Annotated in this window: 23 protein-coding genes; 11 read left to right on the forward strand and 12 right to left on the reverse strand. The window is 72.9% G+C overall.

The genetic code is table 11. The features are described 5' to 3' along the window. Positions 1-3: 3 nt before the first annotated feature. The gene (locus L2C96_RS03985; protein WP_237335158.1) at positions 4-2,754 is read left to right on the forward strand and encodes a bifunctional YncE family protein/alkaline phosphatase family protein; all 2,751 of its coding nucleotides are present in this window, start codon (positions 4-6) and stop codon (positions 2,752-2,754) included. A gap of 307 nt (positions 2,755-3,061) precedes the next feature. On the opposite strand, the gene L2C96_RS03990 is transcribed toward L2C96_RS03985, so the two are convergent. Further along, a complete protein-coding gene (locus tag L2C96_RS03990; RefSeq protein ID WP_237335159.1) occupies positions 3,062-3,721 on the reverse strand; it encodes a helix-turn-helix domain-containing protein in 660 nt (219 codons plus the stop codon). A 140-nt stretch (positions 3,722-3,861) separates the two neighbouring features. On the opposite strand from L2C96_RS03990, the gene L2C96_RS03995 reads away from it, so the two are divergent. The 5 genes from L2C96_RS03995 to L2C96_RS04015 are packed head-to-tail and all read left to right on the forward strand — an operon-like array spanning position 3,862 to position 9,806. Next, positions 3,862-5,418 (forward strand): ABC transporter substrate-binding protein, encoded by a 1,557-nt coding sequence (locus L2C96_RS03995; RefSeq protein ID WP_237335160.1) that lies wholly within the window; start codon positions 3,862-3,864, stop codon positions 5,416-5,418. Beyond that, positions 5,415-6,593, forward strand: a complete 1,179-nt coding sequence (locus tag L2C96_RS04000; RefSeq protein ID WP_237335161.1) for a hypothetical protein — start codon at positions 5,415-5,417, stop codon at positions 6,591-6,593. Before L2C96_RS03995 ends, L2C96_RS04000 begins: the two co-directional genes overlap by 4 nt. 2 nt (positions 6,594-6,595) lie before the next feature. Continuing rightward, complete coding sequence (locus L2C96_RS04005) at positions 6,596-7,516, forward strand: ABC transporter permease (protein ID WP_237335162.1); 921 nt, start codon at positions 6,596-6,598, stop codon at positions 7,514-7,516. Further along, positions 7,516-8,313: an ABC transporter permease gene (locus L2C96_RS04010; protein WP_237335163.1), complete on the forward strand. Its 798-nt coding sequence runs from the start codon at positions 7,516-7,518 to the stop codon at positions 8,311-8,313. Before L2C96_RS04005 ends, L2C96_RS04010 begins: the two co-directional genes overlap by 1 nt. After that, positions 8,307-9,806 carry an ATP-binding cassette domain-containing protein gene (locus tag L2C96_RS04015; RefSeq protein ID WP_237335164.1) on the forward strand — a complete coding sequence of 500 codons (1,500 nt, stop codon included), beginning with the start codon at positions 8,307-8,309 and terminating at the stop codon, positions 9,804-9,806. Before L2C96_RS04010 ends, L2C96_RS04015 begins: the two co-directional genes overlap by 7 nt. A 272-nt stretch (positions 9,807-10,078) precedes the next feature. On the opposite strand, the gene L2C96_RS04020 is transcribed toward L2C96_RS04015, so the two are convergent. Further along, positions 10,079-10,879: an alpha/beta fold hydrolase gene (locus tag L2C96_RS04020; RefSeq protein WP_237335165.1), complete on the reverse strand. Its 801-nt coding sequence runs from the start codon at positions 10,877-10,879 to the stop codon at positions 10,079-10,081. Further along, positions 10,876-11,718 (reverse strand): alpha/beta fold hydrolase, encoded by an 843-nt coding sequence (locus tag L2C96_RS04025; protein ID WP_237335166.1) that lies wholly within the window; start codon positions 11,716-11,718, stop codon positions 10,876-10,878. The genes L2C96_RS04020 and L2C96_RS04025 overlap by 4 nt, the downstream gene beginning before the upstream one ends. Before the next feature lie 124 nt (positions 11,719-11,842). Here L2C96_RS04025 and L2C96_RS04030 point away from each other — a divergent pair, with 124 nt between their 5' ends. The 4 genes from L2C96_RS04030 to L2C96_RS04045 are packed head-to-tail and all read left to right on the forward strand — an operon-like array spanning position 11,843 to position 16,144. After that, positions 11,843-13,012 carry a CaiB/BaiF CoA transferase family protein gene (locus tag L2C96_RS04030; protein ID WP_237335167.1) on the forward strand — a complete coding sequence of 390 codons (1,170 nt, stop codon included), beginning with the start codon at positions 11,843-11,845 and terminating at the stop codon, positions 13,010-13,012. After that, positions 13,012-13,980, forward strand: coding sequence for an NADPH:quinone oxidoreductase family protein (locus tag L2C96_RS04035; protein ID WP_237335168.1), 969 nt, complete (start codon positions 13,012-13,014; stop codon positions 13,978-13,980). Before L2C96_RS04030 ends, L2C96_RS04035 begins: the two co-directional genes overlap by 1 nt. Further along, positions 13,977-15,308: an MFS transporter gene (locus L2C96_RS04040; RefSeq protein WP_237335169.1), complete on the forward strand. Its 1,332-nt coding sequence runs from the start codon at positions 13,977-13,979 to the stop codon at positions 15,306-15,308. Before L2C96_RS04035 ends, L2C96_RS04040 begins: the two co-directional genes overlap by 4 nt. A 17-nt stretch (positions 15,309-15,325) precedes the next feature. Further along, positions 15,326-16,144: an IclR family transcriptional regulator gene (locus L2C96_RS04045; RefSeq protein ID WP_231960848.1), complete on the forward strand. Its 819-nt coding sequence runs from the start codon at positions 15,326-15,328 to the stop codon at positions 16,142-16,144. Here the strand turns inward: L2C96_RS04045 and L2C96_RS04050 are convergent. From L2C96_RS04050 to L2C96_RS04080, 7 genes are all read right to left on the reverse strand, one after another. Next, entirely contained in the window at positions 16,116-17,108 is a 993-nt protein-coding gene (locus L2C96_RS04050) for an amidohydrolase family protein (RefSeq protein ID WP_237335170.1), read from the reverse strand. The genes L2C96_RS04045 and L2C96_RS04050 overlap by 29 nt on opposite strands. After that, positions 17,105-18,163 (reverse strand): class I adenylate-forming enzyme family protein, encoded by a 1,059-nt coding sequence (locus tag L2C96_RS04055; RefSeq protein ID WP_237335171.1) that lies wholly within the window; start codon positions 18,161-18,163, stop codon positions 17,105-17,107. The genes L2C96_RS04050 and L2C96_RS04055 overlap by 4 nt, the downstream gene beginning before the upstream one ends. Next, a complete protein-coding gene (locus L2C96_RS04060; RefSeq protein ID WP_237335172.1) occupies positions 18,160-18,681 on the reverse strand; it encodes a 3-hydroxyanthranilate 3,4-dioxygenase in 522 nt (173 codons plus the stop codon). Before L2C96_RS04060 ends, L2C96_RS04055 begins: the two co-directional genes overlap by 4 nt. Positions 18,682-18,886: 205 nt before the next feature. After that, positions 18,887-20,407 carry an amidohydrolase gene (locus L2C96_RS04065; RefSeq protein WP_237335173.1) on the reverse strand — a complete coding sequence of 507 codons (1,521 nt, stop codon included), beginning with the start codon at positions 20,405-20,407 and terminating at the stop codon, positions 18,887-18,889. After that, complete coding sequence (locus L2C96_RS04070; protein ID WP_123686208.1) at positions 20,404-20,820, reverse strand: RidA family protein; 417 nt, start codon at positions 20,818-20,820, stop codon at positions 20,404-20,406. The genes L2C96_RS04065 and L2C96_RS04070 overlap by 4 nt, the downstream gene beginning before the upstream one ends. A gap of 17 nt (positions 20,821-20,837) precedes the next feature. Continuing rightward, complete coding sequence (locus L2C96_RS04075) at positions 20,838-22,274, reverse strand: aldehyde dehydrogenase (protein ID WP_237335174.1); 1,437 nt, start codon at positions 22,272-22,274, stop codon at positions 20,838-20,840. A gap of 76 nt (positions 22,275-22,350) precedes the next feature. Beyond that, complete coding sequence (locus L2C96_RS04080; protein WP_237335175.1) at positions 22,351-23,118, reverse strand: enoyl-CoA hydratase/isomerase family protein; 768 nt, start codon at positions 23,116-23,118, stop codon at positions 22,351-22,353. A gap of 103 nt (positions 23,119-23,221) precedes the next feature. Between L2C96_RS04080 and L2C96_RS04085 the strand changes: the two genes are divergently transcribed. Further along, on the forward strand, positions 23,222-23,980 hold the full coding sequence (locus tag L2C96_RS04085; RefSeq protein ID WP_237335176.1) for an SDR family NAD(P)-dependent oxidoreductase: 759 nt from the start codon (positions 23,222-23,224) through the stop codon (positions 23,978-23,980). 52 nt (positions 23,981-24,032) lie between these two features. Here the strand turns inward: L2C96_RS04085 and L2C96_RS04090 are convergent, their stop codons facing one another. Both L2C96_RS04090 and L2C96_RS45475 read right to left on the reverse strand, forming a co-directional pair. Further along, a complete protein-coding gene (locus L2C96_RS04090; protein ID WP_123687314.1) occupies positions 24,033-24,227 on the reverse strand; it encodes a tautomerase family protein in 195 nt (64 codons plus the stop codon). Positions 24,228-24,232: 5 nt separating this feature from the next. Next, a complete protein-coding gene (locus L2C96_RS45475; RefSeq protein WP_443631025.1) occupies positions 24,233-24,793 on the reverse strand; it encodes an MFS transporter in 561 nt (186 codons plus the stop codon). Positions 24,794-24,860: the final 67 nt, after the last annotated feature.

Below are 24,860 nucleotides of genomic sequence, written 5' to 3' on the forward strand. Positions count from 1 at the left end.
TCCATGCAGGTGACACGCCGCAGACGGCGTGCCGAGCAGGGCCGGTCCGGCGCGCCCGGCCGCCGCGCCCGGCTCGCGACAGCCGGCGCCACCACCCTGGCGCTCGCCGTCACCGGCACCGGGATGGGTGTCGCGCAGACCCAGCAGTTCGGTGACGACCAGGTCGGGCAGGTCACCGACCGGGGCCAGGTCGTCTCCGCCGACCAGTACATCGACCCGATCGGCGACCGCCTGGTCCTGAACAACGGCAAGATCATGTCGTCCGCGGTGAGCCCGGACGGCACGCACCTCGCCGCCGCCATCACCGACGGCGGCCTCGCACTGTCCATCGTGGACCTCAAGAGCTGGAAGGTGCAGCAGCTCGTCGGCAACAACGCCGCGGCGAACCTGCGCATCCCGGGCAACGACGTGGGCCAGGAAGGCCCCACCTACTCGCCCGACGGCAAGCAGCTGTGGCTCGGCCAGACCGACGGCTACCGCAGGTTCACCGTGAACCCGGACGGCAGCGTCGCCAACCCGGTCTTCGTCCCCATCCCGGCGGACGGCCCCCGGCACGCGCTCGTCGGGCAGGCCGTGTTCTCCCCCGACGGGTCCACCGTGTACTCCGCGGTCAACGGCCAGAACCGGGTGGTCGCGATCAACGCGGCGACCGGCGCGATCCAGCAGAGCTGGACCGTGGGCAACGCGCCGCGGGACCTGGCGCAGGTCGGCACCAAGCTCTACGTCAGCAACGAGGGCGGCCGTCCGGCCCAGCCGGGCGAGCCGACGCTGAATTCCTACAACACCCAGGTTCCCGCCGACCCGTCGACCGGCGCCACCACCACCGGCACGGTCAGCGTCATCGACCTCGCGAACCCGGCGGCCGCGCCCCGCAGCGTCGACGTCGGCCTGCACCCGACCGCCCTGTACGCCCGCAACGGCGCGCTGTTCGTCACCAACACCGCCACCAACGACATCTCGGTCATCGACACGACCGGCGACAAGGTCGTCCAGACGATCGCCACCCAGCCGTGGCCGGAGGCATCGGTGGGCTACGAGCCCGACGCGGTGACCCTCACCGACGACGGGCACCTGCTGGTGACGCTGGGCCGCGCCAACGCGGTCGCGGTCTACCGCTACACCAGCCCGCTCGAGCCGGTCAGCTACGTCGGCCTGCTGCCGACCGACTACTTCCCCGCCGAGATCACGACCGTCGGCAACGACGTGCTGGTGTCCAACACCCGCGGCATCGACGCTCGCCGCCCGACTACCGCAGCCGGGCACGCCACCCACGACACCACCGCCAGCCTGCAGAAGTTCCAGCTGCCCGGCGACGCGGCGATCCACGGCTACACGGCGAAGGTCTTCCAGCAGAACGGGTGGATCGGCAACTCGGTCCAGCTCGCCAAGGACAACGGCAGCAAGACCCCGGTGCCGGTGCCGCAGAAGCTCGGCGAGCCGTCGACGATCAACCACGTGTTCCTGATCGTCAAGGAGAACCGGACCTACGACCAGGTCTTCGGTGACATGCCGGAGGGCAACGGTGACCCGGCGCTGGCGCAGTTCGGCGAGAACGTGACGCCGAACCAGCACGCGCTCGCCCGCCAGTTCGGGCTCTACGACAACACCTACGACATCGGAACGAACTCCGCCGAGGGCCACAACTGGCTGATGCAGGCCGACAACCCGGAGTACACCGAGTCCTCGGCGGGTGAGTACGCCCGCAGCTACGACACCGAGGACGACGCGCTCGGGCACCAGCGGACGGGCTTCATCTGGTCGGGCGCCCAGGCGGCCGGGAAGTCGGTGCGCAACTTCGGCGAGTTCCAGCAGTTCCTGACCAAGCCCGCGGGCGCCACCTGGCAGAACCTGTACTGCGACACCAGGAACATGCAGGCGACCGGCCAGAACACGGCCTACCCGATGGTGTCGTCCTCGCCGATCCCATCGCTCAACGACGTGTCGGTGCACGGGTTCCCGAAGTTCGACACCAGTGTGCCGGACATCTACCGGGCCGAGATCTGGAAGCGTGACTTCGCCCAGAACGGGCCAGCGAACCTGAACATGTTCTGGCTGTCCAGCGACCACACCGGTGGCCCGCCCAACGGCGCCGCCCAGGTCGCGGACAACGACGCCGCGGTGGGCGAGATCGTCGACACGATCTCGCACAGCCCGTACTGGAAGGACTCGGCGATCTTCGTCGTGGAGGACGACTCGCAGGCCGGGCTCGACCACGTCGACGGTCACCGGGCGCCGATCCAGATCATCAGCCCGTGGGCGCGGCACGGCGTGGTCGACAGCCGCTACTACTCGCAGATCACGATGATCCGCACCATCGAGCAGATCCTCGGGATCCACCCGATGAACCAGAAGGACAGCGCGGCGACGCCGATGAGCGGGGCGTTCACCCAGACGCCGGACTTCACGCCGTTCACCGCACTGCCCAACCGGACCTCGCTCACCGCGGGCCTGAAGACGCCGCCCCCGTGCGGCGCCGACGTGCCCGCTCCGCAGAACGCCACCGCCGCGGCCGTCGCGTCGGAGGCGGTGCCGGCGGACAAGCAGCAGGTGGCGGCGCAGTGGGCGGAGTGGCAGACGCACCAGCGCCTGACCGGGCCGGACGCCGTGCCGGACTACGCCAACCCCGCGCAGATGGACCATTTCACGTGGTACCAGACGCACGGGTGGGCCCAGCCCTACCCCGGTGAGGACCGGATCTACGCCCCGGAGCAGGTTCCGGGCGCCTACATCCCGTCCTCGGAGTCCGACGGCTAAGCGATTGCGCCACAGGCCCCTGTCCGGTTCGCCGCCGGGCGGGGGCCTTTCCACGTGGTGCGAAACCCGCGGGCAAGACCGCATTCCGGTCATGCACCGGCACGAACCGCAACTGCGCCGGCGGCGCCTACTACCGGAACGACAGGTGCTACTTCACCACCAAGGGCCACACGTCGAACTGCGCACCACCTGCGACAGCAACGGCGACCTCGTCGCCCACGTCCGCTACGCCGGGGCGCTGGACTGGTACACGGTGCACGGCGGCCACGGACCTCGCCGATCCGCCCCCGCTCGACGGAAATCGTGACTACGCCAGCAGCTCGTCGCGGTAGATGCTGAAACGGACCGTCCGCGCGGCGTCGACGAGCGCGGGCCGCAGTCGCTGCCACGCCTCGCCCCGGCCGCCGGCGAGGGTCAGCGCGGCCACCACGGCACCGGCCTTGTCGGTGATCGCCGCGGACATCGACGAACGGCCCGTGATGTCCCGGTGCACCGCGATCCGCCCGTCCCGCACGGGATTGCCGTCGGGGCCGTCGAACGCGCTGAACAACAATCCAGCCGACGAAGCGTCCGCGCGCAGCCTGCTGCCCTCGTGCACCTCCGGCGCGCCACGACCGGCGTGCGCGAGGCTGACGACGAGCGCTTCGTCCTGGTCGAGCACGCTGAGGTAGGCGGTCCTGCCGGTCGCCGTCGCCAGCTCACGGATGTGGCGGGACGTGTCGCGCTGGATCCTGCGCACGCACGGGGCGGAGCTGCCGATCGCCCACACCCGGGTCGCGAGGCGGTAGCGGCCGTCGGCCTGCTGTTCGAGGCCACCCCACTCGGTCAGCTCCCGCACCATCCGCCACGCCGTCGCGACGGGAAGCCCGGTGCGGGCGGCGATCTGGGTGACCTGCAGCGGCCCGGACGCCCGCTCCACCGCGTCCAGCACCGACAGCACGCGGGCGGCGACACTTCGAGGCGGCATCGCTGCGCTCCCTTCCCCTACTCCGCGCGGAAACTAACACGCGGTCCGACAGCGGCAGCCGTCGTCCCACTCCGTGAACGCTTTCCGGAGAGTGAAAACGCGGGCCCGGCCGCGACGATTCCGGCACACATACTCGGCCCGTGCTACGACGAACCTCCCTCCTCCTGTGCGGGGCGGCCGTGCTCACCGCCTGCGGTACCGGCACCGCCGAGAACGGCCCGCCGGCCACGCTCAGGGCCGGCCTCGCCGCGCCGATCGGCTGCCTCGATCCACATCAGACCCCGCAGACCCCGAACCTCCAGGTGTCCCGCCAGTTCGTGGACTCGCTCACCGACCAGGACCCGCAGACCGGCGAGACCGTGCCGTGGCTGGCGGAGTCGTGGACGGTCGACGAGCGGGCCACGCGGTTCACGTTCACCTTGCGCGACGGTGTGACCTTCAGCGACGGCACCCCGCTGGACGCCGCCGCGGTCGTCGCCAACCTCGACGACGTGGCCGCGCTCGGCGCCCGGTCCCCGCTCGGCGCCACCTACCTCGCCGGGTACGCGGGCGCCACCGCGTCCGGCCCGCGCACCGTCGAGGTGCGCTTCGACACCCCGAGCGCGCAGTTCCTGCAGGCCACGTCCATGGTGACGCTCGGCATGCTCTCGCCGGCGACCTTGGCGGAGACCCCGGAGAAGCGGTGCGCGGGCACGCTCACCGGCTCCGGCCCGTTCGTGCTCGACGCGGTGGCGCTCAACGAGGAGGTGCGGCTCACCGCGCGCGAGGGCTACGCCTGGGCCAGCGACCTGGCCACGCACCAGGGCACCCCACGGGTGCGCACGCTGGTCTTCGCGATCGTCACCGATCCGAGCGCACGGCACGGTAGCCTCGTCTCCGGTCAGCTCGACGCCGACCTGCAGGTTCTCCAGCAGGACGAAGCGTCGTTCGGCGGCGATGGCGAGGGTCCCCGGCTGCTGACCGGCACCCGGCCCGGCGTCGTGTACACGTTGCTGCCCAACGAATCGCGGCCGGCGTTGCGTGATCCCGCGGTGCGCCGCGCGGTGGGCCTCGCGCTGGACCGCGCGGAGTTCGCGCCGCTGTTGTCGGCAGGCGAGCGCCCGGCGACCGACGTCCTCGCCTCGACCACGCCCGGCTACGCCGACCGGTCGCGGGACCTGGCCTCCGACCGGCGTGAGGCGGTCCGCCTGCTCGACGCGGCGGGGCTGCGACCCGGCGCGGACGGCGTGCGGGTGTCGTTCACGCTGGTGTACTCGGCGACCGAACGGTACGGCGCGGTCTACCAGCTCATGGCCCAGCAGCTGGCCGAGGTCGGGATCGAGCTGCGCGTCACACCACTGGACGACGCCACCAACAGCGCACGCCAGAGCGCCGGTGACTACGACTTCGTGTCCTGGGCCGTCACCCGGGGCGACCCGGCGGTGCTGGCGAGCCTGTACCCGGTGGCGAGCGCGAACCCGTTGCGCCGCAACGCACCGGACGAGCTGGACACCGCGATCGCGGCGATCGCCACCGTCCTCGCCCCCGAGGAGCGGGCACGGGCCGTGGACACGGCCGCGAAGGCGATCCTCGCCGGCGGGCACGGCATCCCGTTGTTCGAACAGGCCTCGTCGATCGGTCTGGCACCCCGGGTGTCCGGGGTGCGGCTGGACGGTTCGGGCCGTCCGATCTTCTCCGACGCGGAGGTGGACGCATGACGTGGCACGACTTCGGTGACGGGCGCGCGGTGACCGCCGCCTCGTTCGTCGCGGCGGCACGGTCGCTGCTGGACGCGGCGGTCGACGCCGCCGGTGGCGGGGAGGAGACCAGGGCCGACTTCGTCGCCGGCCTCGCCGCGTGCCTGGCCACCTCCGGTCCCTACGCGACCCTCCGCCTCGACGCGGGACTCGTCGACCAGGGCGTGCGCGGCGAACTGGCCGCGAACGCCGACGCGGTGTCGGCACTGGTGCTGGACCTCGTCGCGGACGCACCGCCACCGCGACAGACTGGTCCCGCCGACATCCACAGCAGCTGCGTCGGCTACTCGTGGATCCCGCCGGTGGTCCGCAGGCTCATCGGCGGGCCGGAGCTGCATCCGGCGCGCAACCTGTACAACGAGTGGCTGTGGCAGCTCGTGCTGCTGCGGGACGCGTTGATCCCGTTCACGAACCCGGCCGAGGTGCCGGTGCTCGCCGGGCCCGACGGGCTGACCCGCCTGCAGGACGCCCGTGACTGGTTCGCGGTCCAGGTCATGACCCGTCGCATCGCGCACGAGGCGATCGTGCGGTTCGCCGCCGAGGTCGTCGCCGGCGCACGGGCCGACGGCGCGTACGGGTTCCAGCACGACGGTGCGGTGGTGCTGCCGCCGGTCGCGCTGGACGGGCCGGTGCTCGGCCCGGCGTACCTGCTGACCTACCGCGCGGGCACGCTCGTGCCGGAGGACGTCGCGTTCTTCGTACCCGCCACGGGCCAGGAGACCGCCGCCCTGTCCGCGCCCGCGAAGGCGGCGGGTGAGGTCGAGGTGGTCAGCCTGTCCGACCGGCTCGTCCCCGGTCCGCCAGGACCGGCGGGGACCCGCACGCTCACGCTCGTCGTGGGCTTCGACGGGCACGAGTGGACGGCCGACCTCGGGCAGGCGCTGCGCGGACACCGGTACGCCGCGCGGCCGAGTGGTCCACAACGGACGTCCACCTCGGACACGGCCACGTGGTCGGGGTGTGCGGTGCTGCGGGAGGACGGCGTGGTCGCCGTGCCCGACGGCGGGCTCATCCCGACCGGCGGCCAGCGCGCGCTGACACTGGCGCTGCTGGGCAGGCTGCGGCCGGGGAACGTCGTGCTCTGGACCGGCCAGGACGTGGAGCCGGGCAGCGTGCTCCTCGACGTCAGGGGCTGACCGTGCGCCGGTTCGTCCTGCGGCGGGTCGGACAGGCCGCCGTCGTGGTGCTGGCTGCCTACACGCTGACGTTCGCCGCGTTCCACCTGCTGCCCGCCGACCCGGTGCGGATCATGATCGGTCCGGAGAACGCGGTCGACGAGGCGAGGGTGGCCGCGCTGCGTGCCGAGTTCGGGTTGGACCGGCCCGCGTGGGTCAGGTACGCCGACGGGCTGTGGCACGCGCTGCGCGGTGACTTCGGCACGTCGTTCCAGACCGGCCGCGGAGTCGGCGCGACGATCGCCGACGCGGCACCCAGGACGCTGGCGTTGGCCGGCGCGGCGCTGCTTCTGGCCGTGCCGCTGGGGTTCGTGATCGCCTGGCTGGCCGCGCACACCGGCAGGCCGTGGTTGCGCCGCTTGCTCGGTGGCCTGCCGGGGCTGTCGCTGTCGATGCCGACGTTCTGGCTCGGCCTGGTGTTGCTGCAGGTGTTCTCGTTCGGGTTGCGGCTGTTCCCGGCTCGCGGCGACGGGCCGGCGGGGCTCGTGCTGCCCGCGGTGACGCTGGCCGTGCCGTCGTCGGCGTTCGTGGCGCAGGTGCTGTCGGTGCGGCTGCTGGCGGAGATGCGGCAGCCCTACGTGAGCACCGCACGTGCGAAGGGCGCGTCGGTGGCGCGGGTGGTGTCGGTGCACGCGCTGCGCAACGCCGCGATGCCCGCGCTGACCATGGTGGCGCTCCTGGCAGGCTGGCTGCTGTCCGGCTCGGTCGTGGTGGAGACGGTGTTCGCGCGCAACGGGCTCGGCCGGCTCGTGGAGACCGCGGTGACGACCCGGGACCTGCCGGTGCTGCAAGGGCTGGTGGTGGTCACGACCGCGCTCGTCACCGTGCTGGCGCTCGCCGTGGACCTGCTGCACCCGCTGGTCGACCCGAGGGAGCGCGGGTGATGTTCCGCAGACCCGGCGTACTGGCGGCCGTTGCCGTGCTGGTGGTGGTCGTGGCGGCCGCGCTGGCGCCCGGGCTGTTCACCGCGGCGGATCCGGTGCGGGGTGCGATCGCCGAACGGTTGCGGCCGCCCGGTGCCGCTCACCCCTTCGGCACCGACGAACTGGGACGGGACCTGTTCGCGCGAGTGGTGCACGGATCGGCGGCGTCGCTGTCGGCGGCCGTCCTCGCGGTGGGCATCGCGGTGCTCGCCGGGTCTTTGCTCGGACTGGTGGCGGGCACCGCGCGGGGTCGCCTCGACGACGTGGTGATGCGGGCGGTGGAGGTGCTGCTCGCGGTGCCGTCGTTCCTGCTCGTGCTGATGGTGGTCGCCGTACTCGGTCCCGGCACGGGCAACGTGGCGATCGCCGTCGGGGTGTCCGCGGCCGCGGTGTTCGCGCGGATCATGCGAGCCGAGGTCGTCCGGGTCCGCGGTGCCGGGTACGTGGAGGCGGCCGCCGTGTGCGGCACCGGCAGGAACACGACGCTGATGACGCACGTGCTGCCGAACGCGGCGAGCCCGGTCGCCGCGCTGGCGGCACTCGAGCTGGGCAACGCGATCCTCACGGTGGCGGCGGTCGGGTTCCTCGGGTTCGGCGCCCCGCCGCCGGAGCCGGAGTGGGGCTCGCTGATCGCGGCGGGCCGCCCCTTCCTCGCCTCAGCGTGGTGGCTCACCACGCTGCCTGGCCTCGTCATCGTGGCCGTGGTGCTCGCAGTCAACCACCTCGGCCACACGTTGCGATCGGAGAACCGATGCTGACCGTACGGGACCTGACCGTCCACTACGGACGCGACGCCGCTGTGACGGGCGCGGACGTCACCGTCCCCGCCGGCCAGGTGGTGGCCGTGGTCGGCGAGTCCGGGTCGGGCAAGTCGACGCTCGCGCACGCCGCGGTGGGCCTGCTGCCGCCGACGGCGCGGGTTGGTGGCGAGATCACGTTCGACGGGACACGCGTCGAACGGCTCCCGGACCGCCGGTGGCGGCACCTGCGCGGGCGGCGGATCGGGTTCGTGCCGCAGGACCCGGGGACCGCGCTCAACCCGCTGATGACCGTGCGCGCGCAGGTCGCGGAAGCGTTGCGGTTGACCGGGAACCCGGCCGACCCGGCCGCGGAGCTGGCGCGCGTGGGGATTCCCGATCCGGACCGGGTGCTCGCCGCGTACCCGCACCAGTTGTCGGGCGGCTACCGGCAGCGGGTGCTGATCGGGATGGCGCTCGCGGGCCGGCCCGCGTTGCTGATCGCGGACGAGCCGACGTCGGCACTCGACACGACCGTGCAGAAGACCGTGCTGGACCTGCTCGCCTCCGTGGCGGCGGACGGCACGAGCGTCCTGCTGGTCACGCACGACCTCGGCGTCGCGGCCGACCGGGCGGACCGGGTGGCCGTCATGTCCGGTGGCCGCATCGTGGAGGAGGGCCCGACGGCGGCTGTGCTCGGCGACCCGAGGGACCCGTACACCCGCCTGTTGCTCGACTCGGCACCGCGTCCCCGGACCGCACGGCCGCCGGTGGCCGAACCCCTGCTGGAGGTGCGTGACCTGCGCAAGTCGTTCGGCGGGACCGTCGCCGTGGACGGTGTGTCGTTCACGCTGGGCAGGGCGGGCGCACTCGGGCTCGTCGGTGCGTCCGGGTCCGGGAAGTCGACGATCGCGCGGGTCGTCACCGGGTTGACCGAGCCGGCGGGCGGCAGCGTGCTCGTGGCGGGCACGCCGCCGGTGGCCGGACGTGGCCGGGTGCAGTTCGTGGCGCAGAACCCGTTCGGTTCGCTGGATCCGCGGTGGCGTGTCGGCCGGATCGTCGCGGAACCGTTGCGGGGCATCGGCGGGGCCGAACGGCGGCGGCGGGTGCTCGAGTTGCTCGCGGACGTCGGGCTGCCCACCTCGTACGTCTCGCGCAGGCCGTCCGCGCTGTCGGGTGGGCAACGGCAGCGCGTGGCGATCGCGCGTGCGCTGGCGTCGAGGCCGGACCTGATCGTGCTCGACGAGCCGGTGTCCGCGCTGGACGCCGTGACGCGCGCGCAGATCCTGGACCTGTTGCGGCGGCTGCGAGACCGGCACGGGCTGGCGTACCTGCTGATCTCGCACGACCTCGCGGTGGTCGCGTCCGCCGCCGACCACCTCGTGGTGCTGCGGAACGGCCGCGTCGTGGAATCGGGCCCGACGGCGGACGTGCTGGCCGCGCCGGCGGCCGCGTTCACCCGCGAACTGCTCGCCGCGGTTCCCGGGCGCCGGTCAGTGCACCAGGCGTTGTGACTCGCGAGGTTGTGGACGGCTGTCAGGTTGGTTGTGGGGAGGACCTCCGGCCGGAGTGGGTGTTGCGACGCATCCACCTCCAGTCCTGGAGGTCCTTCAAGTAGGTGACGCGGCACCGGGAGGAGGGCGCGGCCGGGTTGGCCGCCTCCACCGCAGCGAGCGGGTCCGCGGCCGCGGTATCGGCTACGTCTACCCGTCGCTGCGTTCCTGCACCGCCCTCGGGCTGCGCCGCAGCTGCATCACACCCGGCTGCCTCGACCATCTCCAACCGGTCAGTGCACTAGGCCTGCCAGCCGGTCCGCGTGGGTCGCGAAGACCGCGTGTCCGGCGTCCAGGGTGACCTGCTCGAACGCCGGGGCCAGGTCGTCGGCGTCGCGGATCATCACGTCCTGCAGTTCGACCGGCAGCGCGCGATCGGCTGTCGTGCGCACGTACGTCCGCGGGACGCGGCCCCACCGCTCGGCGGCCGCACCCGTCGAGGTGCTGAGGAACGACAGTGGCTGGTCCGGGCTGAGCAGCGCGGCCAGCGCGTGGAAGTCCGCACTGTCCACTCCGGAGAAGTACGCGGCGTGGAGTTCCGCCAGGTATGCCGGGTCGGTGCTGCGCGGATCGATGCGAACCGCGCCGATGGCCGCCGGATCGCCCAGGTACAGGCCGCCGCCCAGTGCGGTCTTCGCCTCCGGCAGTGCCAGGTAGGCGCCCGCGGTGCCGAGCCGGGTCGGGACGAACGCCGCCACGTACACCAGTTGTGCCACCCGTTCCGGGGCCAGTTCCGCCACGCGGGTCGCGATCGTGCCGCCCATGCTGTGCGCCACCAGCACGGACCGGCGGCGCAGGGCCGTGATCACGTCCGTCGCCACCTCGTCCAAGGTCAGGTCCGCGAGCGGCGACCGCTCGGTGCGCAGGGCGGCGGTGTCCCTGGTCAGGTAGCTCGCCGGGAACCGGGCCCGCGTGCCGTGGCCGGGCAGGTCCAGCGCCAGCACCCGGTGCCCGCGCGCGGTCAGTGCCGCGGCCAGGGCCGTGAAGTGCCCCGCGCCGTGCCACGCACCGTGGATCAGCACCACATCGGTCACGACTCCCACCTCTCCACCAGGATGCCGGCCAGCTCGGCGGGACGTTCCTCCGGCACGTAGTGCCCGCAGTCCTCCACCCAGCACGACGACACGTCCGACGCCGCCGCCTCGACGGTGTCGAGCCACCCGAGCCCGACACCGTACCGCGCGCCGACGACCAGTGTGGACACCGTGACCGGTCCAGCGGCGCAGAACGCGCGGTTGTCCTCGACGTCCTGGAGCAGCGCCCGGTAGTACCCCATGGTCGCGCGCACCGCACCGGGTGCGGCCAGGGCGCGGGCGTAGACGTCCAGGTCCACGTCGTCGATGGCGTCCGTGACGTACAGGCCGATCGAGTCGCGGCGGAACATGAACTCCAGGTAGCCGCGTTCCCGCCCGGCCAGCAGGAACTCGGGCAGGTCGGGCACCATGTTGAACCCGAAGTGCCACGACCCGCCGGTCAGCGGGTTCGCCGCGGCGAGGCTGTCCCCCAGTCCGGGGATGCCCGCCTCGACGAACGTCAGGCTCAGCAGCGCGTCCCCGTGCAGCGCCGCGAGCGGGTACGCGACCTGACCGCCGACGTCGTGCCCGACGACGTGGTACCGCCCGAACCCCAGCGACGTCATCAGCCGGTGCACCACCTCCGCCACGGACCGCTTGTCGTACCCGCCGGTCATCCGCGAGCTGGCGCCGAAGCCGGGCAGGTCGGGGACCACGACCGTGTACCGGTCGGCGAGCAGCGGAACCACGTGCCGCCACGCGTACCCCGTCTGGGGCCATCCGTGCAGCAGCAGGACCGCGGGCCCGTCGCCGACGACCGCGCACTCGACCACACATCCGGGGAGCCTGAGCCGTGCCATGTGGACAGCCTGCCGGACCGCGGGCCGCGAACGGGCCGTCCGTTTCCGTTCACCGGAAACGGGTCGTAGGGCCTGGGCATCCGGCGTTCCTATGGTCGGCGGACCACTGCCGCAGGGAGGCCGCATGATCGACCAGATGACGGTGCTGAGCTTCGCGCACTTCGTCCAGGGACCCGCCGCCGCACAGTACCTCGCCGACCTCGGCGCCGACGTGGTGACCGTCGAGCCACCCGGCGGGTCGTGGGAGCGGCGGGTGGGCAGCGGTGGCATCCGGCTCGCCGGGCGCAGCGTCACGTTCCTGTCGGTGAACCGAAACAAGCGGTCGATCGTCGTCGACCTCAAGCACCCGGACGCGCTGACCGTGCTCCGCCCGCTGATCGAGCGGGCCGACGTGCTGCTGGAGAACTACCGGGACGGCGCGCTGGACCGGCTCGGGCTGGGCTACGAGGCGGTCCGGGCGATCAAACCGGACATCATCTACGCCTCCGCCAGCGGCTGGGGCTCCCGTGGCCCGATGGCGGGTCGTCCCGGTGTGGACCTGCTCGTGCAGGCCCGGACCGGGCTCGTCGACGTGACCGGGAACCGGCCGACCGCGGCCGGCACCCCCGTCGTGGACCACCACGGCGCGGCGCTGCTCGCGATGGGCGTGCTGGCCGCCTACGCCCGCAAACTCACCACCGGTGCGGGCACGCGGGTCGAGTCGAGCCTGCTCGGCGCGGGGCTCGACCTGCAGGCCGAGTCGCTGGCACTGTACTTCTCCGGCAGGCGGACCGCCGCGGACCTCGCGCGCCCGGACGAGCTGGCGTGCTGGTCGATCGACGCGCCGTACGGCGTGTACCGGCTGCGGGACGCGTCGGTCGTGATCGCGGTGCACGGCGCGGTGGACGAACTCGGTGACGCGCTCGGCTCCCCCGTGCTGGCGGCCTACGACCAGCAGGCGCGCCGGGCCAAGCGCGACGAGTACACCGCGGCGGTGGCCGAGGTGCTGGGCGCCATGACCTACGCGGAGGTCGCGGAACGCCTGGGGCCCCGGGGTTTCTGGTTCGAGCGGGTGGCCGGTTACGACGACGTGCGCACCGATCCGCAGGTGACCGCGGAAGGGCTGCTCGCCGAGTTCGACGTGGACGGTGAACCGGCGACGGTCCTGCGGCACCCGGTCCGCTACGACGGCGAACTGCCCGGCATCCGCACCGCACCCGCGGAACTCGGCGAGCACACCCGCGAGGTCTTGCGAGCCGCCGGGTTCTCGGAGTCCGAGGTCGACGGGTTCCTCGCCGCGGGCGTGGTGGCCTGATGCGCGCTCTCGTGTGCACGCGCCTCGGCGAGCTGGACGTGCTCGACGTGCCGTCGCCGAGCCCCGGGCCGGGTGAGGTGGTGGTCGCGGTCAGCCACATCGGGTTGAACTTCCACGACACGCTCGTCGTCGCGGGCACGCACGTGGTGCGGCCGGAACCGCCGTTCTCTCCCGGCAGCGAGTACGCGGGCACGGTCGTCGCGGTGGGCGCCGGGGTGACGTCGGTGCGGGTGGGTGACCGGGTCGCCGGGAACGAGGAGTACGGGTGCGCGCGCGAGGCCGTGGTGGTGCGCGCGGACCGGGTCACCGTCCTGCCGCAGCACGTCACCGACCAGCAGGCGGCGGCGATCCTGGTGACCTACTCGACCGCGTACCACGCGCTGGTTCAGCGAGCGGGGCTGCGACCCGGCGAGACGCTCGCCGTGCTCGGCGCGGCGGGCGGGGTCGGCTCGGCCGCGGTGGACGTCGGGAACCTGCTCGGCGCGAAGGTGATCGCCGGTGCGTCCACGGCGGAACGTGCGAACGGGGCACTGCGGTACGGCGCGCACGAGACGTTCTCCTACGGCGGCACGGACGCCAAGGCCGCCATCAAGGAGCTGACCGGCGGGGGCGCGGACGTGGTGTTCGACCCGGTCGGCGGTGCGGTGGGCGAGGCCGCGGTGCGTGCCGTCGCGTGGGCGGGCCGGTACCTGGTGGTCGGGTTCGCGTCCGGTGACATCCCGCGGGTGGGCCTGAACATCCCGCTCGTGAAGGGTTCGTCGGTGGTGGGCGTGTTCTTCGGCGAGTTCGTGCGGCGGGCACGCGCGGTCCACGAGGCGAACCTGCGGGTGATCTTCGACTGGGCCGGCGCCGGGCGGTTGCGCCACCGCGTGCACGACGTGCTGCCGCTCGAGGAAGGGCCACGGGCACTCCGCGACCTCGCCGCGGGCAAGGTCGAGGGCAAGCTCCTGCTGCGCGTGACCGCATGACGCGCACCGGGATCGCGGTCACCGCGATGCTCGCCGGGACGCTGCTGGCGCCGCTGAACTCGTCGATGGTGGCGGTGGCGCTCGCCCCGATCGGTCAGGAGTTCGCGCTGCCGCCCGGGACGACGACCTGGGTCGTCACCGTGTTCTACCTGACCGCGTGCGTCTGCCAGCCGGTGCTGGGACGGGTCGCCGACCGGATCGGGCCCCGGCGGTTGTTCGCCGCCGGGATGGCCGTCGCCGCCGTCGCCTCGGCCGTGGCCACCACCGCGACGTCGCTGCCGGTGCTTGTGCTGTGCCGCGGCGTGCAGGCGGCGGGTGTGTCCGCCGCGTTCCCGTGCGCGGTGCTCGTCATCCGCCGCAGCGGCGAGGTGCGGCGGCTCACGGCGGTCGCCACCGCCAACACGACCGCGGGTGCCGTCGGGCCGGTGCTCGGCGGGCTGCTCACCGCGTGGGCGGGGTGGCGGGCCGTGTTCTGGGTGAACCTGCCGATCATGCTGGTCGCGCTGGTGCTGGCGTGGCGGGCGATCGGGCCGGACGAGCGGCGGTCCGGTCGCCGCGCCGCGCTGGACCCGCTCGGCGTGCTGCTGTTCGCGGCGGCCGTGGTCGCGTTGCTCGACCTGATGCTCGGCCGCTCGTGGCCGGCCGCCGTGGTGCTCGTGGTCGCGGCGACCGGGTTCCTGTGGTGGGAGCGGCGGGCGGCGGCGCCGTTCGTGGATGTCCGCGCACTCGCCGCCGCACCCGGGCTGGTGCCGGTGCTCGGCACGTTCGTGCTGTTCAACCTCGCCTACTACGGCGCGTTCTACGGCTTGCCGTCTTGGCTGCAGAACACCCTCGGGTACGACGCGGCGGCCGCCGGGCTGCTGGTCATGCCGATCGCGGCGAGCAGCGTGGTGGTGACCGTGGCAGGTGGTCGTGTGGCTGGCCGGTGGACGTTGCCGCTTTCCGGCTGCTTGCTGCTGATCGGGGTGGCCGCGCTCGCGACGTTCGGGCCCGGGACACCCGCGTGGCTCATCGTGCTCGACGGGGTCGTGCTCGGCATCCCGTACGGGCTGTGCAATCTCGGACTGCAACGCCTCATGTACGAACGCGCGCCGGAACGCATGTCCGGGGTGGTCGCCGGACTGTTCCAGTCGGCACGCTACGTGGGTGCCATCCTCGCCGTCGGCGTGGTCGGGGCGATCGGGGCTTTGCGTCCGCTCGCGCTGGTGATGACGGTCGTCGCGGCGGCCGTGATCGGCGTGCTCGCGTTCGACCTGCGACGATCGGGGTCGTCCGGGGTAGCATCACCCGGTCAGGACCCCGGCCGGACGCTGTGGGCGCGGCCATGACCGAACCGGTGCCGATCATGAGCGTTCCCCGCGAGGCGAGCACCGGCCGCACGGTGGCCGGCCGGGTGTTCGCGCTGCTCAACGCGTTCTCCCAGGAGCGGCCCGCGCTCCGGCTCATCGAACTGGCGGCCGTCACCGGGATGCCCGTGTCGACCGTCCATCGCATCGCGACCGAACTGGTCGAGCTGGGTGCGCTGAAGAAGGAACGGGACGGCGTCTACCGGATCGGCCTGCGGCTGTGGGAGCTGGGGGCGCTCTGCCCCGCGCCACGCACGCTGCGGGACGTGTCGCTGCCGTTCATGCAGGACCTGTACGAGGCGACCGCGGAGAACGTGCACCTCGCGGTGCTCGACGGCGACGAGGTGCTGTACGTGGAGCGGGTGTGGGGCCGCCGCTCGGTCGACGTGGTCTCCCGGGTCGGCGGCCGGTCGCCGCTGCACGCGACCGGGGTGGGCAAGGTGCTGCTGGCGCACGCGTCGCGGGAGCTGCAGGAGTCCGTGCTGGCCGCCGGCCTGAAGCGGTACACGCCGCACACGATCGTGATGCCGGGGATCCTGATGCGGTCGCTGCAGGAGGTCCGCGCGACCGGGATCGCCCGGTGCGCGGAGGAGCTGTCGCTGGGCACGGTGTCGGTGGCGGCGCCGATCTTCGGGCCGGACCGCCGGGTGGTCGCGGCGTTGTCGGTGGTGTCGCACACCGTCACGCACACGAGGGCGCTGACCGCGGTCGAACCGGCGTTGCGGCTCGCGACGCTGTCGATCTCCCGTGAGCTGGCCAACGGTTACGACGGCATCGGCACTGCCGACGTCACGCCGATCCGCCCAGCAACGCGGTGATCGTGCCGGACTCGATCCGCGCGGCGTCCGGCCGCGTCAGCCGCAGCGCGTCGACCGTCCCGAGTGGATCGGCGTCCGCCAGCTCGAACGGGTAGTCGGTGCCGACGAGCACGTGGCCGGCACCGAAGTCCTCGACGAGCCTGCCCAGCAGCGGGGCCGAGAACGTGGCGGTGTCGTAGTAGAGACGGCGCAGGTACGCACTCGGCGGATGCGGGGTGGTGCGGGCGACCGCCTTGCGGGTCCAGCCGAGGTCGAGCCTGCCCTGCAGGGCGGGCAGGCAGCCGCCGCCGTGTGCGAGACACACGCGCAGGTCGTGCCGTTCCAGGACGCCGCCGAGGACCAGCCGGGACACGGCGAGCGCGGTCTCCATGGGGAACCCGGCGAGCTGCGGCAGCCAGTAGTCGGCGAGACGGGCGCCGCCGGGCGTGCTGTTGGGGTGGAGGAACACGAACGCCCGGCGCTCCGCCAGGTACTCCCAGAGCGGTTCGTGCACGGGGTCGTCCAGCTCCGCGCCGAGCCCGCGGGTGCCGATGGCGATGCCGGCACACCCCAGTTCCTCCAGGCAGTACCGGGCTTCGTCGGCGGCTTTCCCGGTGCCGAGCGGCACGTGGCCGAGCGGATCGAGCACGCCCCGGTGCCCGGCGAGCAACTCCGCGAGCGTGTCGTTGCCGCACCGGACCGTGTCGAGGACCCTCGCCTCGTCGGTCGCGTCGGCGCAGGTGACGAACGGCGGCACCGACACGAGCTGCCGGGTGACGCCGGTGCGTGCCATGTCGGCAAGCCGCTCGTCCACGTCGTACTGGGCGGCGGGCAACGGGATGGGCGCGCCCTGCGGCATCCCGGAGATCACCGGGTCGATCCGGACCACCCCGTCGCCGCGCTCGGCGAGGCCCTGATCGGACAGCCAGTCCAGCAGCGGCAGCGGGAGGGCGTGCGTGTGCACGTCGACGACCGGGCGGTTCATCGCGCCCTGCCGACGTGGTAGAGGTAGCCGTCCTCGAGACGGCACAGGTCTCCCGTGCGGAGCCGGCCGTCACGGACCGGCGAACCGGGCGGGAACGCGTAGGAGCGCGCGATGTTCGGCCCGCGCACCCACAGCTCGCCCGCCTCGTCGATGTCGATCTCGATGCCGGGAAACGGCCGTCCCAGCGACGAGCGGTGCGGGCCGAGGTGGTCGGCCGGCGTGCTGTATGCGATCGTCTTCGGCGCCTCGACCTGGCCGAACACCTGGCACAGCACCTGGCCGAACAGCGCGTGCGCGCGGTCGATCTCGTCGTCGGTCAGCGAGGTGCCGCTGTAGATCAGCAGCTCCAGGCTCGACCAGTCGACGCCCGCGGCTCGCGGGTGGTCCAGCAGCGCCCGGAACGTCGGCGGCATGGCCAGGAGCACCGTCGGCCGGTACGCGACGACGGCGTCCAGCAGCGCCTCCACACCGGGCTCGTCCGGGATGGTGAACGTGCCACCGAGCAGCAGCGTCGGCAGCACGAGGTTGCCGAAGCCGCCGGACACCGGCTCCGGGCACAGCACCCGGGGCCGGTCCGGCCAGGGCAGCGTGTCCCGGAGCAGGACCGCGACCGCGCCCAGCGCTCCGCTCGTCAGCTCGACGCCCTTGACCGGGCCGGTGGTGCCGCGCGTGAACCCGAGCCGCACCACCACGTCCGCGGGCGCGACCTCGACCGGCCCGCCGGGTGCCGGGATGTCCACATCGGACAGTATGGTCGCGGGGCCGATCCGGTCGAGCCGTTCGGCGAGCGCGGCGTCGTCCAGCGTTCCCGGCGGGATCCCGGCCGACCGGCGGCCTGCGACGTAGCATGCGGCGTTCACGAGCCACTGCAGCGGGTCGTTGGGCCGGACCTGCACCACCGTGTCCTCGGGTGGCAGCTTCGCCAGCAGCTCCACCAGGCCGAGCACCGTGGTTTCGGCGTCGCGGTAGGACAGTGCGGTCCCCGCGTGTTCGAACGCCACCCGGTCCGGGTGTGCCCGCAGCGCGTCGAGGACCAGTTCGCCCGCGGGCCTCACAGGCGCTCGTCCGGCATGACCGTGCCGCACGCCTTGCACGTCCGCGCGTCCACGTCCCCGTAGAAGCGCTGGTAGGCGCCCGCGACCGGATCCGTGCGGTAGTCGCTGACGTGCACGGCCTCCTCGTGCAGGAACTCGTCGCACTTCGGGCAGAACCAGCGGAAGCGGTCCAGCTCACCGGGCCGCCGCAACCGCTCGATCACCAGCACGAACGCGTCGGGCGCGAACCGGGGCGAGTGCGCGATACCGGTCGGGGTGAAGATCGTGGCCCCCTCCGGGATCACCGCGATGTCCGAACCGCCCTCCGGTTTGCGGTAGTGCAGGTCCATCGAGCCGCGGACCATGAACATCACCTCGTCGCTCGGGTTGAGGTGGAACTCGCTGCGGTACTCGCGGCCGCGGGCGATGAACGCGAGCGACTCGCTCTCCTGCCACAGCACCTTGACCCGCTTCCCGGCCGCCGCCAGTTCGTCGGCGGCCTTCCGCAGCTCCACGATGGGCATCTTGCTGGGGTGCATCGGTTACCTCCTAGGTTGTGTTTCCAAGTGGCGGAGCCGCTTGTTCCTGCGCCGTCAGCTTGCACCGCCGCGGGTTCTGAGGCGGTTCCTCGCGAGGACAGCGCCTCCGTGGTGACCTGGCGATCATGAGGAGGCGATCCCGGAGCGAGGGGCCGCCTCAGGTTCCGCTACCCGCACCGGCCCGCAAACCACTTCGATACAGGCTCTAGTCGAGCAATCCCGTGTCGTGGACGACCTGTCCGTCCACGATGGTCATCAAGGTCCGGCCGTCGTCGACGATCGCGAGATCGGCCAGGTACCCGGGCGCGATCCGCCCCTTGATCGCCTGCTCACCGGTGTGCGCGGCGCCCGAGGTGGTGTACAGGCGGATGGCCTCGGCGCGCGTGATCGCCTGTGCCGCGCCGACCACGCGGCCGTGCGTGTCCTGCCGGGTGGTCATGGCGTGGATGTTCTGCCACGGGTCGAGGTCGTTCACCGGGTAGTCGGTGCCCGCGGCGACGCCGTCGATCCCGAGCCCGTCGACGAGGTCGCGCAGCGGCACGGCGGCGTCGGCGCGTTCCTCGCCGAGGTGGCCCGCGATGGCGTCGCGGTTGCGCCACAGGAACGGGACCTGCGCGGCCACCTGCACGCCGAGTGCGTGAGCCCTGGCGATCTGGTCCGGCTGGATGAGGCTGGCGTGGATGAGCACGTCCGGCAGCGGGGTGCCGCCCCGGGTGGCCTCGTACACGTCGAGGGCGAGGTCGATGGCCGCGTCGCCGACGACGTGCGTGCCGACGGGCCAGCCCGCCCGGTGCGCGATGTCGACCAGCTCGGTGAGCCGGGCCCGGTCGACGAACAACTCGCCGTGATGGCCGGGCCTGTTCTCGTACGGCTCGCGGGTGGCCGCCGTGCCGAGCGTCATGCCGCCGTCGACCTGGAGCTTGACGCCGCGGGTGAGGTACCGGTCGCCAACGGGTTTCGGTGGGCCCCCGGCGAGCAGATCACGCCACTCCGCCGCGGAGACCGACGGGTTCAGCTCGCCGGTCGGGGTGACCATGGCCGCCACCCGCACGGTCGCGGCGCCCGATTCGGCCAGGTCGCGCAGCACGTCCACGTCGGACGGTGGCAGCGCGCCGGCGACCACGGAGGTTATCCCGTGCTCGTTGAGCACCCGCATCGCCGCGGTCAGCTGCGCGGCCCGCTCCTCGGGTGTCCACGGCGGCACGATGCGGGCGACGGCGTGCACGTCACCTTCGACGAGACGGCCGTCGTGCCCGTCCGGGTCGATGCCCGCCAGCCGCAGCGCCGCGGTGCTGACCGACGCGGCGTGGCCCTCGGGCAGGAACACCGGACGGCCGCCGGCGGCGCGGTCCAGTTCCGCGCGGGTCGGCGCCCGGCCGACCTGGAGCACCGGGTTCCACATCTGTCCCTGCACCCACGCGCCGGGCGCCTTGGTCGCGGCCAGTCCGGCCACCCTGGCCAGGGCCTCGTCGAGCGTGCGCGCACCGGCGAACGACACGAGGTGGCCGGCCATGCCCGCCTGCTCGAAGTGGCAGTGCGAGTCGATCAGCCCGGGCAGCACGGTGTGCCCGCCCAGCCGCACGACCCGCGTGGACGGTCCGGCGACGGCCGCGACGTCTTCGGTGGACCCGACGGCGGTGATCCGGCCGCCGGTGACGGCGACCGCCTCGGCGGCGGGCGCGTCCACCGTGTGCACCCGGCCGCCGAGCAGCACGAGATCGGTCATGGCCGGGCCACGGCCGCGATGCATTCGACCTCCACCTGCACCCCGGTCCGGTGTGGCGTGGCGATCACGGTGGTCCTGGCCGGGAAGTGCGGGGTGCCCTCGAAGAACTCCCGGTAGACCGCGTTGAACGTCGGGAAGTTCTCGACGTCGGCCACGAAGCAGGTGCACTTGAGGATCGTCTCCCGGCTGCCACCGGCGGCCTCGACGACCGCGACCAGGTTGGACAGCGTCTGCTTCGCCTGCGTCGCGAAGTCGTCGGAGACGATGGTGCGCGTCTCCGGGTCGAGCGGCCCGGTCCCCGAGCAGTAGATCGTGTCACCGTGCACGATCGCCTGGGACAGCGGCGCGGCGGTCCCGGTCGAGAAGCCCACGGTGGGCGCGTTGCGAGTACTGACGGCACGAATCTCGGTCATCTTTGCTCCCAGCTGGTTCACGGTGCGGCGATCTCCATGACGACGGCCTTCGGTTCGGTGAAGAACTCCCGGCTGTACGTGCCGCCCTCGCGGCCGACGCCGGAGTGTTTCGCGCCGCCGAAGGGCGCGCGCAGGTCCCGCACGAAGAAGCAGTTCGCCCAGACGGTGCCGACCCGCAGCGCGCGTGCGACGCGGTGGGCGCGGGAGAGGTCCTGGGTGAACAGCATGGCGTTCAGACCGTACGGCGTGTCGTTGGCGGCTGTCACCGCATCGGCCTCCGTGTCGAACGGCAGCACCACCACGACCGGCCCGAAGATCTCCTCCTGGGTGACGCGGTCACGCTGGCCGGCGCCGACCACGACGGTCGGGCGCACCGACCACCCGTCACCGACACCGCCCGTGTGCAGGCGGGCACCGGCCGCGGTGGCGATGTCCAGGTACCCGGCGACCTTCTCGAAGTGTTCCCGCGAGGACAGCGGGCCGATCTCGGTGGCCCGGTCCTTCGGGTCGCCGAGCACCAGCGCGTCGGCGGCCGCGGTGAACCGGGCCAGGAACTCGTCGAAGATGTCGCGCTGCACGTAGAGCCTGCTGCCGGCGAGGCACACCTGGCCCGAGTTGCTGAACACGGCCTGGATGGCCCAGCGCACCGCGTGGTCGAGGTCGGCGTCGCCGAAGACGATGTTGGCGCCCTTGCCGCCCAGTTCCAGGCTGACCGGTGTCAGGTTGGCGGCCGCGGCCCGCGAAATCGCCCTGCCGGTCGACGACTCGCCGGTGAAGGTGATCCGGGCGACGTCCGGTGACTCGGTGAGCGCCTGGCCGGCCGCGTTGGGCCCGTACCCGTGCACCACGTTCAGCACCCCGGGAGGCAGCCCGGCCTCGAGCGCCAGCCGCGCCAGGATGGTGGCGGATGCCGGGGTCTGCTCGGCGGGCTTGAGCACGACCGTGTTGCCCCAGGCCAGCGCGGGTGCCACCTTCCAGCTCGCCATCATGAGCGGGAAGTTCCACGGCGCGATGGCCGCGACCACACCGGCCGGGTCGTACTGGGTGTAGGCGTGGTGCCCGTCCGGCATGGGGAACGTCTCGGCCGGGGTGAGCCGCGAGTGGTCGGCGAAGAACCGGAAGTTCCGCGCCGCGCGGGGCACGTCGTGGCCCGCGGTCTGGCTGATCGGCTTGCCCATGTCCGTCGTGTCGGCCAGCGCCAGCTCGCCGGCGTTGGCGACGATGAGGTCGGCGAGCCGGTGCAGGACCTCCCCGCGCTCGACGAAGCTCATCCGCGGCCACGGCCCGTCGTCGAAGGCCTGCCTGGCGGCCTGGATCGCGCGCCGCGCGTCGTCGGCCGAGCCGAGCGCGACCGTGGCCCAGGGCGCTCGCGTCCACGGGTCGACGGACTCGAACGTCGCCCCGTCCGCCGAGGCGACTTCCTCACCCGCGATGACGTGCCCGAAGGATTCCACCGCTCGTCCTCCCTTTCCTCGCTTCTCGGCTCACCCTCCGTCGCGGGCCGGGCTGTGCACAATGGTCCGTTTCCACTCACCGGGAACGCCCCCGTACCGCCTGGGACCACTCCCCCATCCGCCGCGCGAACTCCGGTGACCGCACCGCGCGGAGCTGGTCGGTGATCTCGGCGTCGATCGCCTCCTGGAAGGTGCCCGTCGCCCCCGCGATGAGCCGTTTCGTCGCCGCCGCGGCGGCTGGATCGGCTTCCGCGAGCCGCTGGGCCCGTGCGAGTGCCTCGTCCAGCGGTGCGGGCACGATGTCGTCGAGCAGCCCGATCCGCAGCGCCTCCGCGGCGCCGACCTTGCGGGCGGACAGGGCGATCTCGGTGGCCCGTGCCTGCCCGGCCGCCCTGGCGAGCAGCCACGTGACCCCCCAGTCGGGAACCAGTGCCATCCGGATGAACGGGCTCGCGAACACCGCGTCCGGCGAGCCGATCCGCAGGTCGCAGGCCAGCGCCAGCGCCATTCCCGCGCCGACCGCGGCCCCGTCGACGGCCGCCACGGTCGGGGCGCGGAACTCCAGCAGCAGCCTTGCCGTGTCGAACTCGCGTGCCATCCGTGCCCGGGCCTCGTCGGGGGTCTCCGCACCCAGGGCGGCGAGCACGTCCAGATCGCCACCCGCGCAGAACGCGCCGCCACGGCCGGTGATCACCAGGACACGCACCCGGTCGTCGGCGTCCAGTTCGGACAACAAGCCCGGCAGCCCGTCGAGCAGCGCGCGGTCCAGGGCGTTGCGGCGGTGGGGCCGGTCCAGTGCCAGCACGGCGACCCCGTCGGAGGGGAACGTCACGGTTGCGTCCATGCGGCGAGCGCACCGCACCCGTGCACAGATCGCCAGCGCCCGTTCTCACCCACCGGAAACGCGCGGTGGTGACCTCGCGGCCGCCGGCGGATGATCGCGGACGATGTCGACCTTTGTGGAGGAACACGTGACCGGACAGCTCAGCGGCAGGACTGCGATCGTGACGGGCGCGGCGTCGGGCATCGGCCGGGCGACCGCCGAACTGTTCGCCGCCCGCGGCGCGACCGTGCTCGCCGTCGACCGCGACGAACAGGGTCTAGCCGAGCTGTCGGTGCCCACGTTTGCCGTCGACCTCGCGGCGCCCGGTGCCGCCGAAGAGGTGTTCGACCACTGCGCGGCGACCGTCGGCACACCGGACGTGCTCGCCAACATCGCGGGCAAGGCCGGTGACCGGTCCGCGGGAGACACGAGCGACGAGGACTTCGAGTTCTTCGTGCGCACGAACCTGACCACGACGTTCGCGCTGTCCCGGCGGGCGGTCCACGTGTTCGACGGCGGCGGGGCGATCGTCAACACGGCCTCGTCGTTCGCACTGACCGGGGTCGCCGGGTCGGCGCCGTACTCGGCGGCCAAGGGCGCGGTCGCGAGCTTGACCCGGCAGATGGCGGCCGACTACGGCAGGCGCGGCATCCGCGTGAACGCGGTCGCGCCCGGGCTGATCGAGACGCCGGCGACGCGCGCGAAGATCGCGTCCGGGATCTTCGACGACCTGGTGACGCGCGCCCGCCCGCTGCCGAGGGTCGGCACACCCGAGGACGTGGCGCGGGTCTTCGCGTTCCTCGCCTCCGACGACGCCGCGTTCGTCACCGGTGTCACGATCCCGGTGGACGGCGGCTGGACCAGCACCCACTTCCGCGACTGACGGGCAGGTGAATGGGGGGCCGCGGGTTCGCGGCCCCCCATTCGTCGTGCTGTCAGCGGGATCGGCGCTCGGCGATGGTCTCGTCGTTCGCCGCCCAGTGCGTCGGCGGCAGCTCACGCACCAGCACCCGCACGGACTCCCCCGGCACGCCCAGGCTCGTCACCACCGCGTCGTGGACCGCGGTGATCAGCTCACGCAGCTCGGCCTCGGTGCGCCCGGCCACCAGTGACACGTCGACGATCGGCATCCCGGTCACCGGCCCTGGCGAACGGGTTCGACGGGTTCGACGGCCGTGTCGCCGTCCAGGCTCACCTCGCCGAGGTCGACGCCCTTGGTCTCCGGCAACGTGAACAGCAGGACCACCAGTCCCAGCGCCATCGCGCCGACCGGATACCACAGGGCGGTGGTGAAGCTGCCGACCTCGGCGCTGATCGCGACCATCGTCGCGGGCAGCAACCCGCCGAACACGCCGACGCCGAGCTGGTACGGGATCGACAGCGCGGTGGCGCGGATCCTGGTCGGGAACACCTCCGCCATCGCGGTCGCGGCCGGGCCCTGCGTCATCTGCGCGAGCGCGACCAGCGCCAGCAGCAGCAGCGCGACACCGAGCACCCGCCCGTCGAAGAAGTCACCGATCCCGTCGACCTTGATGGTGGTCGCCGACCCGCCCACCGGGTAGCCGGCCGCTTTGATCGCCGCCACGAGGTCGGTTTGCAACGACTCGCCGCCCGCGATCTCGGTACCGTCCACCACGACCGTTGTCGGCCCGGACACGTCCTGCCGGTCGAACACGACCGAGTTGGCCTGCAGCACGTTGCGTGCCCGGTCGCAGTCCGAGGTGAACTCGGCCGTGCCGGCGGGGTTGAACTGGAACGAACAG

The sequence above is a fragment of the Amycolatopsis tucumanensis genome (assembly GCF_021654135.1).
Classification (GTDB): domain Bacteria; phylum Actinomycetota; class Actinomycetes; order Mycobacteriales; family Pseudonocardiaceae; genus Amycolatopsis_E; species Amycolatopsis_E tucumanensis.